We start from the raw sequence: 16,890 nt of genomic DNA, 5'->3' as shown, positions 1-16,890 counted from the left end.
GAGTCCTGCGCCCTCTTCCCCATAAACGAGATCAGGGCGATGCAGCGCAGTTGGACGCCGGAGGGGCCCCCGTCATGACCTGGTCGATAAACTGGTTAACGCCCTCATTCCCCCGGTAGGCCAGATTGATATGGCGAATGACGCCACTGGTCCCTTCGGTATCCTGTGCCTGCCAGGTCAGGTTCACCCCCGCATTGCAGTATTGATTACGCAGGCTGACAGCCTGGCCATAGGCCACCAGCCCGTCCTCCACCTCATGGTACTGATAAACCGGCACGCCAATGCCCGCGCTGCCTAACTCGTTCTCCGCAATGCGCTGCAAGCGCGGACCGGTGAGCGGGTTGATATCCGTCACGTCGGCCAGGGATACACCCTGAAAACCCTGCAGCAATTCCAGCACGCACATGTCGCTGACCATGTCGGCTACGGCCTGCTGACCCTGGGCGTTCAGAAATGACGCCAGGGATAATTCCGGGTAAAGATTGTCCTGCCCCAACAACGCATAAAGCAGGACCCCAAATCCGTCCTGCCCATTCAGGGGAAGCGCCACCTGGGCCAGGTTGGCAGGCACTCCCCCTGCTGCAATACCGCGCAAATTCAATTCCGGGGCATAACTGCCCAGCATCTCCCCGGCCCACATGGCAGCACCGCCGCCCTGGGAGTAACCTCGTAACATGACCGGGGCGGACTCAGACAGGCCAGCCTCGGGTAACCGTTGCGCTGCGCGCACCACATTAAGCAATGCCGCCCCCATGGATTCACCAACGATATACGTGGTGCCAGGATTCGGGTGGTACCCCACGTAATCCGTCACTGCCACTGCATAACCCCGCGCCAGCATGTCGTTGATGGCCGGCTGCTCGTAATAGGCCCCCTTGTCGATCATCTTCGAGGGCGCGCAACGAAAGGCAGGCCCAGCCGTTCCCGGAGCCAGACCGATGATGGGTACCGCTGCCGGGTCTTCCCCTTTCGGTACCAAAACGGTACCCGTCACCACGACCAGCTTACCCAGCCCATCGGTGGACATGTACATGACCTGCCAGGCGTCAGCCAACGCCCGTGCCCCAGGAGGGCCAGCCAGGGAGGGTCGGGATCGTATAACATCGCCGGGCAAGCCGGCGGGCAAGGGTTCAGGTGGCAGGTAGAAGCTGTCATCGGCATGGGCAAGATTGACCGGCATCAACATCACCAAGCCCCACAAGCTGACTGCCATTGCAGCGGAGAGAAGTCGTCGCTCAATATGAATCATCATGCCATGCCTTCCTGGATTTTTCGGGTATCGGGGAATTTGCCTGTTAGCTTCATGGCTGCGGGCTCATCATGATGTTCAGGGTATTGTCCGGGCCGGCCAGAAACAGGTTCACCAGTTCCGTCATCACCCCGCAGCCGGCAAACGCCGGCAGCGTGTATTTTCCGGTCAGACGCCCGCCGGTGAGTGAATCAAAACTTTCCCCTGCCGGCGTGGACAGAGACAGGGCAACCGGTTCGCCGGTCGTACAGCTCTGCCCATTGTTCTGACTGATCGGGAAACCGAACACTTTCAGGCGCAGGTTATTCAGCGTCATGCTGACCGCTTGCTCCACAGTCATATTGCCGTTGCTCACCGTACCGCCAAGCTCACCCACCGTGTCGAAGCTCACGCGGGCATCCAGGCTCAGGGTTTTGAAAAAACGGATAATGCTCACGTTGATGCTGGAATCTTCCAGCTGCAGCTCACCGCTCAGGCTGGAGCCTGCCGCTGTACGGCTGATCTGCAGCACTCCCTCCAGGGGCAAAACAACGCTCTCCTTGATCAGGCTTTCACCTGCAAACTCAAAATCTTGTTTGGTGTTGTTGCTGCCAGTGACCGTCAAGGTGTGCAGTACATCATCCTGACCTGGCATCAATGTGCATTCGCTTTCGAAATCCCCAAGCCCGGTAGGATTGTCATTCTCGTCCCTGGGCTGAAGCAACATGACCAGGTCGCCAACCCGGATATTCACTTCACCCTGATTGGCTTCACTGAACGTCAGCGATGGCGTTTCGCCAGAGGCCGCCACGGTAAAAACCCCTATTTCGTCAGGCAGGGTTTTATCTGTGATTGTCATGGGCAAGGTCAGAGGAAGATCAACACCCTGACCACTGATGGAAGATTGTGCCTCAACCTTACCGGCCAACGCGTGGGTACCGACAAAGCTCAGACCATTCCAGGATTCGGCGCTGACCTGCGCGTTTGCCTGAATCTGGAAAGCGCCGGTGGATTGGCCCGAAGCAATGATTTCAGGCATATCGGCAGATATCTCCACACTGAGCGGTTGTTCTTCAATCAGCGGGAAAACACAGCTGTATTCCAGCGAAGCGTTAACCGGGACGGCCACGACCTGCCCGGCCATCATCAGTATCGCCGCCGCCAGAAATACGGGATACAGCCTGTGAAGGGATAAAGATGCCATAGTTATTTCCGTATAAATTGCTGCCTAAAACAAAGCCCAGGCATCTGGCTTAGGCAGCAATTCGTGAGCTAGAAAGGACGCTGTGCCCGGCCGGGCACAGCGTGTTGCTTGTTCCTAATCCGTAACGGGCGCCCCGCTTACGCGAGACACCCTTGTCGTTACTGTTACGGCAGGTTCGGAGTCAGGGACAGGTCAATGGTATTGCCGCTGCCAGCCATAAAGACATTCAGCAGATCGGTCAGGCCACCACAGTTCTCCAGGCCCGGCAGGTCATACGTACCGGTCAGGTTGCCACCGGTTCCCAGCGGATCGAAGCTTTCGCCTTCCGGAGTGTTGAGCTGGATGGAAACCGGCTCGGAGGTGCGGCACTCATCGCCACCACCAACCGGCAGGGACCAGCCGAAGATAGACATCTTCACGGTCGGCAGCTTGATGTACATCTGGGTTTCTGCCGTCAGCGCACCGCCATTCAAGTTACCGGTGGTTTCACCCACTGTTTCAAACTCAATGTCAGCTTCTGCAGTCACACGCTTCCAGCCGTAAAGGATGCGGAAACTGCCACTGGTGGGCTCAAGAGAGAGATCCGCAGTGAAGTCGCCGGTAGCCAGGTTCAGCATGGCGTTAATGGCACCGGACAGATCAACGTCTCCGTAGGCTTTCTTGATCAGCGTGCTGCCAGTCAGGGCATAGGGAACCTCAACTTCACCACCACCGTCACTGATACCAGAACCGCTCAGCGCAACATCTACGCTCGGCTCATCCATATCGCTGGACTGGATAGTGAGAGTGGCACCTTTGGAGCCTTCGCCTGCAGGAGTAAAGGTCAGATCCACATCACAGGAATCACCGGCTGCAATGGTTGCACACTGGTGGCTCTGGATGAACTCGCTGCCATTGGCACCACCAACAGAAACGCTGTTAATGTTCAGGCCAGCAGTACCTTCGTTAAGGATGCTGACGCTGCCGTCCTTGCTGGAGCCCACGGTGACAGAACCAAAGTTTACGGACTCAGGATCTACTGCGATGTCAGCTTCAGCAGCCATGACACTCTGGCCCATCAACGCAACAGAGGCTGTCGGGGTATCCGGATCATCAGACTGAATCTCCAGAGCCGCGTTGCGTGCGCCTTCGCCGGTAGGCATAAAGGTCACATCGACGCTACAGCTTTCGCCTGCAGCGACAGTGGTACAGTCATTGGTCTGCATGAAGGAGCCAGCATCGGCACCGGTGATGGAGATACCGTTGATACCCAGGGCTTCGCCACCCGAGTTTTCAACCGTAACGCTCGCGTTTTCAGTCAGACCACCTTGCACCTGACCAAAGTCCAGCTCTTCCGGGTTGACGGCAATGTTCTGCTCGGACACACCGGCTTCAACGTCAAAGGAATGCAGCAGGTTGGTCACGCCATTTTCGTCCATGCGTGCCTGATCCATGGCACATTCCACCAGAAACACTTCCGGGTTGTTAGGATCGTGCCAGGCAGAGCCGAAGTCCACATAGCTGCCGTCCGCCTTACGCGCGATCATGGCGAGAGTCATATTCTCTTCCACGAAGATATCAACCACGCCTACGTTACTTTCCGTAAAACTCAGCGACGGAGTATCCCCCGTGGCAACCAGATCGAAAGGACCAGAAACACCGGCAATGTCAGTCCCCGGAATACTTAAAGGAATGGTCAGCGGCAAGCTGAGAGAGTTACCACTTACCGTGGAATCAGCTTCTGCCGTCCCTTCGATAGTGGTGGCGCCTACCAGGCTCAGGCCCTGCCAGGTGTTCCCTTCTGCGGTCGCAGTAATGTTCAGTGTGAAAGCCCCGGTGGCTTCACCCACACCAATGCTTTCAGGCATATCCGTTTCTATGTTGGCAGTCAGCGGCTGCTGACCAATAAGCGGATACGTACATTGAAAGTACATATTGGATTGAACCGGTACCGCTGACGCTGCACCACTGGCGGCCAGCAAACCTGCTGCTGCCAGTGACCGCATCTTGAACGGTCCGAAGGTCATGTTTTGGGGGATCATGAGCAACTCCTCGTTTGGATTTATTCTCAATGTTATTAGGCGTATATCGCAGCGCATGAATGGCGCCTTGGCGACCTGCCTGCGATCCATGTACCCGCAGCTTTAACACTCTGAGCAGCTTTCACACAGGCAACAGTGAAACTGTTCACGAGCACATGGATGTCATTATTCGCAAGCCACATTGAGGTGCATTGTTATGAGTGACGTATTCTTTGTTAAAATAGTCAGGTGTGATGGTTTACTCATGTAAGCCGAGACAACGCGCCATAAATAAAAACAGCAGCATCAGACGCACTGGTGCTGCTGTTATAAACAAAATCACATTATGGAATATTAACGCTGGGACGATTGTGCAAAACCGCGGCGGATGTCACCTGGGGTTTCACCTGTCCAACTTCGGTAGGCTTTGGTAAAACTGGCTTGATCACTATAGCCCAGCACTTCAGCGATTTTGTGCAAAGGCATATTGGTCTCTTTTAGATAACGATTGGCAAAATTCTTCCTCACTTGACTTCGAATAAGATGAAATGACACCCCGGCAGTTTTCAAATGGTGGCGCAAAGACCGAGCGCTCATCCCCAGCCGCTCACCGACGCGCTCGAGAGAGCCATCTCGGCCCGGATATTTAATAACCAGCTGACGAACTCTGGCCACTACCTCCATGTTCTCGTCATCAATCACATCCTCTTTTGAACGGGCACTGGCAAGATAATAGGCCAGCTCATTATTACCATCCCTGGCCGGCCGCCCAGACAAAGGAACAACCACTTGATTCCTTTTTTCGCCAAAGGATAAAAAGGCTTCCGGAGCGATTTTTTTCCACTTTTTATCGGCGACAGAAGTAAAAAAATCAAATTCGAAGTGAAAGCGCCTACCAATCAGCGATGTCAGCGTATAGATGCTGCCCATATAGACTTGAACTATAAAGGGACGTAGATCGTTCAACTCCCATACATCGTGCAGGGCAATACGCAGATCCTCGCCACTACAAGAGACTTTCATATCCAGAATCGGCAAAGAAACACGCAGGTACTGAACCACCATGCTGGCCAGCTCCCGGTAATCTTTCTGCTTGAGCAGCGCAAAGCCAAGCAGGCCATGCCCCTGCAGGTCGAGCTGCTGACCGAATTCGAAACCGGCCTGTTCATCAGGGAGAAAACGCTGGGCATTGCCCATCAGCTCAATCACCTGTTTCATGGTTAGCAACACACCTTGCGGCTGGGCAAGCACGCCTTCAAGCGATGTTCCTTCCAGCAACGCCTGGCGGCTGATACCGCGACCTTCCATAAACTCGACAAAGCGCTCTGCATAGCGCCCGGACACCAGCGGAACTTCATAAGCCATACTATTGATTTTGAACATTTATCAATCCCTCGACCTCACCCCTTTTATTCTTTTATTCTTTTATTCGATAATGGGGCCATAACCTGAAAACCGCCCCGTGGTAACGACAATATAAATTTACGGCCACGCCTTATTCTTCCATTTCCCTGAACGGCGAGGCGATAAAATCAGGAAATTTTCAGCAACGTCTTTTTAATTCGCCTAACAGGTCTACCTACCCACCACCGAAATGCTCTTTACTCATCACGGCTTCCTCAAACGACGCAATGTGTTTTGGAATACCCACAGGGTGCTTTTGCTGCTTAATTTTATGCATGCAATAAAACGGCTTTTCCAGCAGCTGACCGCTAATGACAAAATTTCGGCCAGTTTATGACCTTTCTTCTCACCCTCGTCGCAATTAACGTGAGCTGATTCAAAATTTACTTGTGACTGGCTTTTAAGGCGCGCGCTATTCACCGACTCTCCTTGCCATGAACCAGCAGGGCTTAATCAGCTCTTTTTCTATAGTTCGATCATAGAACTACGAATAAATGCGCACTTTCAGCATTATCTCCATAACAATAATTCAAGGAGCCATAACGATGACATCCCTTCGCTACCCGGTGGCCGGGCTTACTATCGTTTTCCTGTTTGCCTTTGGTTTTTTCCTGATTGCCATGATTCCGGCGGCCGCAATGATGCCACTGCTACCCACTCCGGCCACAGACAATGCTTCCCTCCCGCCTCCCAAACTCTATGGACTCTGGTGGAATGGACAGGGGCAAGCGCAATGGGAAGGGCAACAACTGGACATCACATGGCGCCTGGACTGGCGCGGCCTGACCCCCGGGCTGGAATTAGGGTTTGAGTCAGGCCAGGTCAATGCCACCGGGTGGGCCGGGGCAGACTGGGGGGACTGGCGCTTCGAGCATTGGCAAGCCAGTATCCCGATCGCCTTGCTCAATGACTTTTTGCCGCAAGGTAAAGCCGAGGGGCAGCTCGATATTTCACTGCCCCAGCTGTCACTGACAGGCACCAAAATCAACACCATCAGCGGCAAACTTGCCTACAGTGGTGGCACCGTGACTCTGGGACCGGGAATGGATCGTCAGGTACCGGCAATTGATGGAAAACTGGAGATGGAAAAAGGCGTCCCCGTACTCACCGTTACCGGACCGGATCAACAATCGCTGGCCCATGCCAACCTGACAGGCAAAACCCTGACACTGGAAGTGTTCCGCGCCCTGCCCGCCCTGTTGGAAATGAGCGAGGGTGGCAACGCCACCGATGTAGTCTTCAGCACCCGTCAGGACCTGCCGGTATCGGCCCATTCCGGCTGAGCCGGGGGCGTCCAGAACGTCGCCAGACCGATCACTGCTGAACTGAGTGCTGCCGCCAGCAGGAAATGCGACGCATAGCCCAGCCAGGCCACACTGAAACCGCTGGCCAGCGTGAACGCTCCTACCGCGAACAATTGCACGGACGCCTGCACTGTATAGTCGCTGCCTTCATGGCCGGCGCGGCAGTAATCCATCATCACCACAAACAGCGCCACCGTGGACAGACCGTCCGCCAATTGTTCGAACAGCGCCACCGCCCAGATCCACACCTCCGGCGGCGGGGTGTCTGCCCCCCAGCTTGCCACCCACCACCAGCCAATAAACGACAGCGCCTGCAAGCCGGCAAAGCCGAACAGGGCCACACGGCGGCTTAACCGCATCATTATCAGCCCCGCCAAGCCGGCACCCGCCAGCCCAACCAATGAAGCCACCAGGTCCAAGGTACCGATTTCCGCCAGGGTCCACTGACTATCGACCAGGAAGGGTTTGATCATGCGGGTGCCAAAACCATCCCCCACTTTGTAGCCAAGCAGGATCACCAGCCAGACCGCTAAACCCGGCCGTCGCCAAAACAGGGCCAACTGGCGCAGCCACCAGCGCAGGGTCACCGGTTTGCGTGGGCGTACGGGTTCAAGGGGCTCATCAAATCGCCAGGCGGTGAGCGCCACCAGCAGCAGCATCGCAACAATGGTAAACAGCGTAGCTTGCCAGCCCAGCCTGCCGACCAGAATCAACAAGGCGCCGCTGCCCAGAATCATCCCGACCTTGTAACCACTGACCTGAACACTGTTACCCAGGCCACGCAGCCGCGGCGTCAACAGTCGGGCGGCCAAACCATCGGTGGCAATGTCCTGGGTGGCACTGAACAGATTGAGCAAAAACAGCATCACAATCAGGACGGCAAACCCTGCTCCGAACAACCAGGCCTGAGACAACATGGCGGCCGCTGTCAGCACGGTCATCACTCCGGCCAGGCAGACCAGAATCCAGCGTTTTCGGTGATTAGAGCGGCCGCTGCCCCAGCGATCGACCCAGGGCGCCCAGATAAACTTCAGCGCCCAGGGCAAGGCCGGCAATGCCTGCAGGCCAATCCATTCCGGCGACAGCCCCGCATCACGGGCCAGTGCTGGCATGGATTTCCCCAGTAACCCTGCGGGCAGACCCTGGGCGAAATACAGCATGCCCAGGGTGGCAAACAAAGGGGCGGCCCGACCGCGCCCGGTACTCACCGTCAATAATCCCGGTGGAAGCTGGCCCACACGGTGATTTCTTCACGGTCGTAATACAGGTGGGCGGCTTTGATCACTGGTTCACCCAAATGCTCCATGCGCTCCATGGCTGTGGTGAGCTTTTCCAGCAGCTGCCAGGTTTCCTGGAAACGACGTTTCATCGGCAATTTCAGATTAAACAGTGCAGCGTTGGCCCAGCCTTGCGTGAGCCACTTTTCCATTTGCTGCAGGGTACGGGCGGGCTTGTCCACCACATCGCATACCACCAGGTCCACCTTGCTGCGCGGACGCCAGGTGAACGCATCCCCGGACACATGCTGCACCGGGTATTCATCCAGCAGCCGGGGATCCATCTTGCCGTGATCCACCGCTTGAACACGAATCCCCCGCCGGGCCAGCTGCCAGCTCCAGCCGCCCGGGGCGGCGCCCAGGTCCACCGCCGTCCTGGCATTCAGTGCATCGGCACTGCCAAAGAAGCGGATCAGGGCTTCCTCTACTTTCAACGCAGAGCGGCTGGGCGCCTCTGCAGGCAATCGCAAGCGCAGCACCCCGCCTTCCACCAGTGGTATCGCGCTGGGGCTGGTGCTGACCCAGCCGTTGTGGGAATCACTGAAGAAAAGGTGAACCCGTTGTTTTGCCTTTGCTCGCAGCAAACCGGCTTTTTTCAAACGGGGCTCCAACGCCTTGCGGAACCCCCGCAGGAAACGCTGTAATTCCCGGCCTTCATTGGTATCCGGGTGCTCCAGATAGAGTTCGGAAAACGGCCCGGCCTGCTCCAGCAGAGGCCACAGTGCGGTAATACGGTCATCCCCGATATCCGAAAACTCGCCCACACACACGCTCAAGGTACGCGCAAAGATCAGCCCGCTATCCTGCAGGCTGGCCAGCGACCCCTGCTGGCTGTGCCACAGCACATACCCGCTGTTTGCGGTGGCACGGGGATAACCCGCCACCATCTGGTCTGCCGCGTGGAAATTCAGTTCGGCAGCCAGGTCCGTTTCAAAACCCGGCCGGCACAGGGCCAGCAGGGTCTCGGACTGGGAATTCAACAAGTCACTGTGCATGAAGGTCTCGCGCTGGTTACAATGTGGCCCATTGTCCTTATCACAACGGCTGGATCAATAATGAAAATAACACTGCCGCTGACTCTGGGCCTCTGTGCCTTGATTCCCCTCGCTCACGCTGACGAAGAACTGGCCCCACCGGATGTGGATTTCTACGCTGAAGCCCAGATGCTCCGGGCCGACATGGACCCGTACGGATTCGATACGGCGGACGGGCTGAATATTAAGATTGGTATGTGGCTAAACAGTGTAACGCTGGGAAAAAACAGCCGTTTCGGGCTGGAAGGCGGTTTTGTCAGCCAAAGCGAAGTTTCCAATGACAGCCAGTTTACCCGTGCACCCAGTGTGTCCGAGCAAAACGCCGGGGCAAGCTCCGTGCGGGTACAGGAAGAAAATTCTCTGGATCTGGGCGGTTTTACGGTCGGCGCGCTTTGGCAATCGCCTTATTGGCTCTATCTTCGAGGCGGCGGCTATATTTACAATTTCAAGCAGGAAAACCGTCAGGACAGAATATTACTGGACGGTAGCGGTAACACTGTCAGCACGGTAAATGACGCCCCTGTCAGCGACAGCCAAAGCGGTATTGCCCCCTATCTGGGTGCCGGACTTGCCGTTCCCCTGCTCGACAACCTTTCCTTGACCGTGGATTACCAGCAGACCCAGCTTGAGTCTGAAAGCTACGGCACCATGGGCATTGGCCTGCGTTATAGCAATTAAGCCGCAACACGCAGGATGCTACACGCTTGCACGCGAGGGGATTCTCTTGGCGTGATGCGTGTAGCGTGCAGCCTGCTCGCGTTATTTCACAAACACCACCGTCTTGTTGCCGTCCACGATCACCCGGTCTTCCAGGTGCCAGCGGACCGCGCGCAACATCACCTGCCGCTCCACATCCTGCCCCAATGAGCGCAATTCCGCCGCTGAATGACGGTGGCTGACTCGCTGCACGTTCTGCTCGATAATCGGCCCCTGATCCAGGTCTTCCGTCACATAGTGGCTGGTCGCGCCGATCAGCTTTACGCCCTTGTCATGAGCCTGCTGATAAGGGTTCGCCCCCACGAAGGCCGGCAGGAAGGAGTGATGAATATTGATCACTCGATGCGGGTAATGGGAGACAAAATTCGAACTGAGAATCTGCATGTAACGGGCCAGCACCACCACATCCACCTTGCCATCGAGTTTGGCCAGGGTCTCAGCTTCCGCCTCGGCCTTATTGTCTGCATTGACCGGGATATGATGGTACTCGATGCCGAAACGCTCCACTTCTTCGCGCAGATCATCGTGATTGCTGATCACCATGGGAATAGTGGCAGGCAGATCGCCCCGTGAGGTGCGCCAGAGCAGATCCATCAGCACATGATCGTGCCGTGACACCAGCACCGCCATGCGTTTTTTCTCGCTGGCGTAACTGATCTGCCACTGCATGCCGTAAGGCTCGGCGACGCGGCTGGCGAAATTATTACGCAACGCTTCCCGGGAGCAATCCAGCTCTGGTGTCTGGAATTCCAGACGCAAGAAAAAAGTCCCGCCATGGGCATCGCTGGAATGCTGATCGAAATCGGTGATGTTGGCACCGTGGTTGTACAGGAAGGTACTCACCGCGCTGATGATTCCGGGCTTATCCGGGCAGGTCACCAGCAGGCGTGCCGTGTCGGCATCATTAACTGTCATGAACGTCTCAGGGCTAATCGTTAGTGAGAGCAAACATGGTGAACCTGCTACAGGTTGACGCCAAAATGCTCTCGACGGAAATTGGACGGCGTTTTCCCGGTCCACTTTTTGAAGGCCCGGTGGAACGAGCTGGCTTCACTAAAGCCCATCAGCAACGCGATTTCGTCGATGCTGAGATCCGGCTTGGAGAGATAATACACCGACGCATCTTTACGGATGGCATCCTTGATCTCCTGGTAGCTGGTATTAGCTTCCTTGAGTCGACGCCGCAGGGTCTGCGGGGTCATGTTCAGCTTGCCGCAAATCTCAGTGAAATCCGGGAAGCTGTTGCCGTATTCGTTGGAAATGATCGCGCGAATCTGTGCCGGCAGGCCCACATTGTGGATATTGCCATCGAAGATTTGGGCCAGAGAGTCCTTGAGGAATTTCGACAGGGACAGTTCGTTCTGTACCAAGGGCAATTCCAGAAAATCTGCCCGGAAGGTCACCGCATTCTGGTCAGCCATATACTCGATGGGGCAATCAAACAGGAACCGGTGCTCCTCGTCGTTACGCACGTCCGAATAATCCAGCGTCACCTTCTGGGGCTCAATGGCTTTGCCCACCAGCCAGCACATAAAGCGAAGCCAGATAAACAGGGAGGCTTCGATAATCACCTCCCGGAAGTCCAGACGCGGATCGGCGACAACAACCAGCCGAGCCACATCACCATCGCGCTCAATCCGGGACTGCAGGCTCAATTCGAACAAATCGTAGAAACGGATACCCCGCTCTACCGCAGCGCCCAAATTCGGGCAATTGATCACAGCGTGGGCCATCATGGAGAAGGTGCCGGGCTTGGATTTCCGGCCCTGCCCAAAACCCAGAAATTCGTCCTGGGTCTGGGTCATGATGAGCAACATCATGCGAATGAAGGTATCGCGCTCAATGGTAGCGTCCGGATCATCCAGCATTTGCCGTGGAATACCGCACTTGTCCAGAATCTCTGGAATGCTGGCGCCGGAACGTGCCGCGCCCTGCAGCAACTTCACCACACGGTTAATATTGATCGTTCTGCGATGGTACATCGACCTCCACCCTCACACCTTAGGCATTGCTATTAAGCGAAACCGTAGCCGTCAGCATTGTCATCGGCACGTTTATTGTTTGCCGGCCTGCTGTTTTCAAAGAGCCCGGGAGCGTCAATCATAAAGAAACTGGCCGGAATTAACATACTGTCTACGGCGTCAAAACCGTTGCATTATGATTCTGACAGGAAAAACCACCCTTCACGCAGATTTCACCCTTGTTATCCCGCGCTGTCTACGATAAAAATCACTAATGAATGTTCTCGTCGTTGAAGACAACAAGGCTGTCAGCCTGATTATCTGCCGCATCATCGAAGAACTCGGTCACCAGTATGTGCTGGCCGCAGACGGTGAGGCCGCGCTGCGTCTGTACCATCAACGGGACATCGACCTGCTGATTCTGGACGTGGAGCTACCCATTCTTGATGGCTTCACCGTGGCGAGGGATGTGCGTAACGGCAACCCTCACATCCCAATCCTGTTTATTTCCGGCAACAGCAGCGAAGCCTGCCTTCAACAATGCCTGGATGCCGGCGGCGACACCCTGATGCCCAAACCCTTGCGCCCCAGAGAACTACGCGCTTGGCTGGACAGTCGACTTCTCACACTCCACAGCAACGCCCATATTTCTCCCGCCGCCGGTTGACCCGACGCCCCCAACCACGGCTCACCCCTCCCCTGTTAGCAAGCAGCCCTGCGGAGCGATCATGGATCCACGTATCAGCATGATTACACTGGGTGTCAGCGATCTGGCCCGGGCGATTACCTTCTATGAAACCACCCTGGGCCTTCCCAGGCGCCCCATGGCCGACGACGCCCCGGTAGCCTTCTTCGAGCTCAATGGCACCTGGCTGGGGCTGTTCGGGCGCAGCGACCTGGCCGCCGACGCGGGGGTAGCAGACAATAGCGAGGGCTTTGCCGGCGTCACACTGGCCCATAACGTAGACAGCCCGGCCCAGGTAGATACTCTGCTCGCGCACGCGTGTGAGCATGGCGCGCGACTGATCAAACCCGGTCAACCCACTGATTGGGGCGGCTACGCAGGTTACTTCGCCGACCCGGACGGGCATCTCTGGGAAATAGCCTGTAACCCACACTTCTGGGTTGGACCACGATAACCCTTTATCACGGCTTTGATGACTGGGCGCCCGAGGCCGATGCCTGAGGCCATTAACGGAAACCGCCCCCACAAAAAAGCCCGGCTGGGTAAGCCGGGCTTTTTTGTGGGACGACACATCTCAAGGGTTACTTGTAGATTTCGCCTTTTTCCGCTTTTTCTACCAGTGAAGCCGGCGGGTTAAACCGTTCACCGTACAGCTTGGCCAGCTCCTGGGCACGCGCAACAAAGCCGCGCAAACCGCCTTCGTACTGGTTGATGTACTGCATCACACCGCCGGTCCAGGCGGGGAAGCCAATACCGAAGATGGAACCGATGTTGGCATCCGCCACAGAGTCCATCACGCCTTCATCAAAGCACTTCACCGCTTCGAGGGACTCGATGAACATCATCCGTTCCTTGATGTCTTCGAACGGCATGTCCTTGCTGCCACCGAACGCATCGGCCAGACCGGACCACAGGTGCTTCTTGCCATTTTCAGGATACTCATAGAAGCCTTTACCCTGCAGCTTGCCCGGGCGATCCAACTCTTCGACCATCTTCTTCATCACCACTTCTGCCGGGTGCTCTGCAGGCGGCTCAGTCCCTTCACGCTTGGCATCATCACGGGCCGCTTTACCGATTTTCAGCGCGGTTTCCATGTTGATTTCATCGATCAGGTTCAGAGTACCCACCGGGTAACCCGCCTGCATGGCTGCCTGTTCAATGGACTGGGCATTGACGCCTTCGCCCAGCATGGCGATCCCTTCATTCGCGAAGGTACCGATCACACGGGTGGTGAAGAAACCACGAGCATCGTTGACCACGATCGGAGTCTTCTTGATCTGCAGACAGTAATCGTAGGTCCTGGCCAACGCTTCCGGACAGGTGTCCTTGCCACAGATAATTTCCACCAGCGGCATCTTGTCTACCGGGCTGAAGAAATGGATACCGATAAAGTTATCCTTCTTCTTCACACCTTTGGCCAGGCCGGTAATCGGCAAGGAGGAGGTGTTGGAGCCCAGCACCGCATCCGGGTTGACCACGTCTTCGATTTCCTGGAACACCTTGTGCTTCAGCTCGGTGTTTTCGAACACGGCTTCAATCACAAAGTCCACGCCCTCCAGATCTTTCGCATCGGCGGTGGCGGTAATGCGGCTGAGGATCTCTTCTTTTTTCTCCTCAGTCATTTTCCCCTTGGAGATTTCCTTGTCGAGTAGCTTGCGGGAGTAATCTTTACCCTTCTCGGCGTTCTCGGCAGAAATATCTTTCAGCACCACCTGTGATCCGGAGCGGGCCGTTACATAGGCCACGCCTGCACCCATCATACCGGCACCGAGAACACCCACTTTCTCGGCGCGGAATTTTTCAATGCCATCGGGACGGCTGGCACCACCATTAATAGCCTGCAGGTTGAAGAAAAACGCGGTGATCATGTTCTTGGCAACCTGGCTGGTCACCAGCGACACGAAATAACGGCCTTCGATAAGAGAGGCGTTATCGAAATCCACCGCTGCGCCTTCAATGGCCGCAGACATGATGGCCAGCGGCGCCGGGTAGTTGGCACCCTTGAGCTGCTTCTTCAGGTTTGCCGGGAAAGCCGGCAGGTTAACAGCAAATTTCGGGTTCTTCGGGTCACCGCCCGGAATCTTGTAGCCCTTCTGGTCCCAGGGTTGCTGAGCCTTCGGGTTTGCCTTGATCCACTCGCGAGCCTTGGCCATCATCGCATCACGATCCGCCACCAGCTCGTCAATCAGACCAATTTTCTGGGCTTTATCCGCTTTCATGCGCTGGCCCTGCATCAGCACCTTCATCAGGCCATCCTGGATACCCAGCATACGCACGATACGCGTCACGCCACCGCCGCCGGGCAACAGGCCCAGAGACACTTCCGGCAGACCGAACTGGGCGGATTTGTCATTGATGGCAACACGGTGATGACAGGCCAGTGCGATTTCCAGACCGCCGCCCAGCGCCGTGCCATTCATAGCCGCAACCACAGGCTTGCCCAGGGTTTCCAGAACGCGCAGCTGACTCTTGATCTCAGTCACACCGGCCAGAAATTGCGGTCCATCTTCCTTGCGCGCCTTCAGCAGATCGCGCAGGTCGCCGCCGGCAAAAAAGGTTTTCTTGGCAGAGGTGATAATCACCCCGGCAATCTCATCTTTCTCTTTCTCCAGACGCTCGACCACCGCCGCCATGGACTTGCCGTACAGCTCGTTCATGGTGTTGGCAGACTGGTTGGGATCATCCAGGGTCAGAACGACGATATTGTCCGCGTCTTTTTCCCAACGAATAGCAGTTTGTTCACTCATATCTTTACTCCGAAATCGTTCGACGCGGCTTACAGACGCTCGATGATGGTGGCGATACCCATGCCACCGCCCACACACAAGGTGCACAACGCGAACTTCTTGTCGCGGCGCTCGAGTTCATCCAGTGCGGTACCCAGAATCATGGCACCGGTGGCCCCCAGCGGGTGGCCCATGGCGATGGAACCGCCATTCACGTTGGTGATGTCCGGGGTAATATCCATGTCTTTCATGAAACGCATGGCCACGGCCGCAAACGCTTCGTTGATTTCCCACAGGTCGATATCGCTGGCTTTCAGGCCGGCTTTTGCCAGTGCTTTCTTGGCGGCCGGGCCCGGGCCTGTGAGCATAATGGTCGGGTCAGCACCACTGATTGCCGTGCAAACAACCCGGGCACGCGCCTTCATGCCGTAATCCTTGCCCACTTTCTCGTTGCCAAGCACGACCAGGGAAGCACCGTCTACGATGCCTGAGGAGTTGCCCGCGTGGTGAACGTGGTTAATCTTTTCCAGCCAGTGATACTTCTGCAAGGCAACCGCATCAAAACCGCCCATTTCACCCATCATGGCGAAAGACGGATTCAGCCCGGCCAGCGCATCGGCGGTGGTACCCGCACGGACGTGTTCGTCCTGTGCCAGTACCGTCATGCCATTAAGGTCTTTCACCGGCACTACGGATTTTTCGAAATAACCCTTTTCCCAGGCATTGGCAGCACGGGACTGGGACTGGGCAGCGAATTCGTCCACATCACGACGGCTCCAGCCCTCGATGGTGGCGATCAGATCGGCGCCGATCCCCTGGGGAACAAAGCCTGTCTCATAGTTGGTGATCGGGTCCATCGCCCAGGCACCACCGTCGGAGCCCATGGGGATGCGGCTCATGGATTCCACGCCACCGGCGAGAATCAGGTCATCCCAACCGGATGCCACTTTCTGGGCACCGGTATTCACCGCTTCCAGTCCGGACGCGCAGAAACGGTTCAGCTGATAACCCGCCACGGTATCCGGCAGGCCCGCTGCCAGCGCCGCTGTCTTGGCAATACAGGCACCCTGGTCACCGACCGGGGTCACCACACCCAACAGCACATCATCAATGCGGTTGGTGTCCATATTCGGGAAACGGTCTTTTACTTCGTCGATCAGGCCTACTACGAGATCCAGCGGCTTAACCGTATGCAAAGAGCCATCTTTCTTGCCCCGACCACGGGGAGTACGAATGGCATCATAGATATAGGCTTCGGTCATGGAACCTTCCTCTTGCCTCAGGCATGTATCAGCGTTTGCTGACGGGTTATGAAGGGCTTGGGAGCCCGGTATAGGGAGGCAAGAGTGC

The 16,890-nt window shown here is 56.3% G+C and carries 14 protein-coding genes; 4 read left to right on the top strand and 10 right to left on the bottom strand.

Annotation, left to right across the window (positions count from 1 at the left end; all coding sequences use genetic code 11):
* Positions 1-31: 31 nt before the first annotated feature.
* The 4 genes from CL546_RS04875 to CL546_RS04860 all read right to left on the bottom strand — a co-directional run bounded on the left by CL546_RS04875 (position 32) and on the right by CL546_RS04860 (position 5,815).
* Complete coding sequence (locus CL546_RS04875; protein WP_290493331.1) at positions 32-1,252, bottom strand: lipase family protein; 1,221 nt, start codon at positions 1,250-1,252, stop codon at positions 32-34.
* Between the two features lie 49 nt (positions 1,253-1,301).
* Positions 1,302-2,432: a DUF6801 domain-containing protein gene (locus tag CL546_RS04870; protein ID WP_290493329.1), complete on the bottom strand. Its 1,131-nt coding sequence runs from the start codon at positions 2,430-2,432 to the stop codon at positions 1,302-1,304.
* A 164-nt stretch (positions 2,433-2,596) separates the two neighbouring features.
* Positions 2,597-4,453 (bottom strand): choice-of-anchor D domain-containing protein, encoded by a 1,857-nt coding sequence (locus tag CL546_RS04865; protein ID WP_290493327.1) that lies wholly within the window; start codon positions 4,451-4,453, stop codon positions 2,597-2,599.
* A 333-nt stretch (positions 4,454-4,786) separates the two neighbouring features.
* Complete coding sequence (locus tag CL546_RS04860; RefSeq protein ID WP_290493325.1) at positions 4,787-5,815, bottom strand: AraC family transcriptional regulator; 1,029 nt, start codon at positions 5,813-5,815, stop codon at positions 4,787-4,789.
* Positions 5,816-6,381: 566 nt separating this feature from the next.
* On the opposite strand from CL546_RS04860, the gene gspN reads away from it, so the two are divergent.
* Positions 6,382-7,119 carry a type II secretion system protein N gene (gspN, locus tag CL546_RS04855; RefSeq protein ID WP_290493323.1) on the top strand — a complete coding sequence of 246 codons (738 nt, stop codon included), beginning with the start codon at positions 6,382-6,384 and terminating at the stop codon, positions 7,117-7,119.
* Here the strand turns inward: gspN and CL546_RS04850 are convergent.
* Complete coding sequence (locus tag CL546_RS04850) at positions 7,086-8,378, bottom strand: MFS transporter (RefSeq protein WP_290493322.1); 1,293 nt, start codon at positions 8,376-8,378, stop codon at positions 7,086-7,088. The two genes, gspN and CL546_RS04850, sit on opposite strands and share 34 nt — an antisense overlap.
* On the bottom strand, positions 8,351-9,412 hold the full coding sequence (gene rlmM, locus CL546_RS04845; RefSeq protein ID WP_155135026.1) for a 23S rRNA (cytidine(2498)-2'-O)-methyltransferase RlmM: 1,062 nt from the start codon (positions 9,410-9,412) through the stop codon (positions 8,351-8,353). Before rlmM ends, CL546_RS04850 begins: the two co-directional genes overlap by 28 nt.
* Before the next feature lie 60 nt (positions 9,413-9,472).
* Here rlmM and CL546_RS04840 point away from each other — a divergent pair, with 60 nt between their 5' ends.
* A complete protein-coding gene (locus CL546_RS04840; RefSeq protein ID WP_290493319.1) occupies positions 9,473-10,129 on the top strand; it encodes an outer membrane protein in 657 nt (218 codons plus the stop codon).
* An 81-nt stretch (positions 10,130-10,210) separates the two neighbouring features.
* Here the strand turns inward: CL546_RS04840 and purU are convergent, their stop codons facing one another.
* Positions 10,211-11,083 carry a formyltetrahydrofolate deformylase gene (gene purU / locus CL546_RS04835; RefSeq protein ID WP_290493317.1) on the bottom strand — a complete coding sequence of 291 codons (873 nt, stop codon included), beginning with the start codon at positions 11,081-11,083 and terminating at the stop codon, positions 10,211-10,213.
* A 47-nt stretch (positions 11,084-11,130) separates the two neighbouring features.
* On the bottom strand, positions 11,131-12,150 hold the full coding sequence (locus CL546_RS04830; protein WP_290493315.1) for an AraC family transcriptional regulator: 1,020 nt from the start codon (positions 12,148-12,150) through the stop codon (positions 11,131-11,133).
* Between the two features lie 253 nt (positions 12,151-12,403).
* On the opposite strand from CL546_RS04830, the gene CL546_RS04825 reads away from it, so the two are divergent.
* Both CL546_RS04825 and CL546_RS04820 read left to right on the top strand, forming a co-directional pair.
* Positions 12,404-12,796 (top strand): response regulator, encoded by a 393-nt coding sequence (locus tag CL546_RS04825; protein ID WP_290493313.1) that lies wholly within the window; start codon positions 12,404-12,406, stop codon positions 12,794-12,796.
* Between the two features lie 61 nt (positions 12,797-12,857).
* Positions 12,858-13,268 carry a VOC family protein gene (locus CL546_RS04820; protein WP_290493311.1) on the top strand — a complete coding sequence of 137 codons (411 nt, stop codon included), beginning with the start codon at positions 12,858-12,860 and terminating at the stop codon, positions 13,266-13,268.
* A gap of 127 nt (positions 13,269-13,395) precedes the next feature.
* Here CL546_RS04820 and CL546_RS04815 read toward each other — a convergent pair whose 3' ends face one another.
* Complete coding sequence (locus CL546_RS04815) at positions 13,396-15,561, bottom strand: 3-hydroxyacyl-CoA dehydrogenase NAD-binding domain-containing protein (protein ID WP_290493309.1); 2,166 nt, start codon at positions 15,559-15,561, stop codon at positions 13,396-13,398.
* A 29-nt stretch (positions 15,562-15,590) separates the two neighbouring features.
* A complete protein-coding gene (locus CL546_RS04810; protein ID WP_007149222.1) occupies positions 15,591-16,802 on the bottom strand; it encodes an acetyl-CoA C-acetyltransferase in 1,212 nt (403 codons plus the stop codon).
* Between the last annotated feature and the right edge of the window lie 88 nt (positions 16,803-16,890).

It is taken from the genome of Alcanivorax sp. (assembly GCF_002726155.1).
GTDB lineage: Bacteria > Pseudomonadota > Gammaproteobacteria > Pseudomonadales > Alcanivoracaceae > Alcanivorax.
This window is presented reverse-complemented; position numbering and strand designations above follow the sequence as displayed.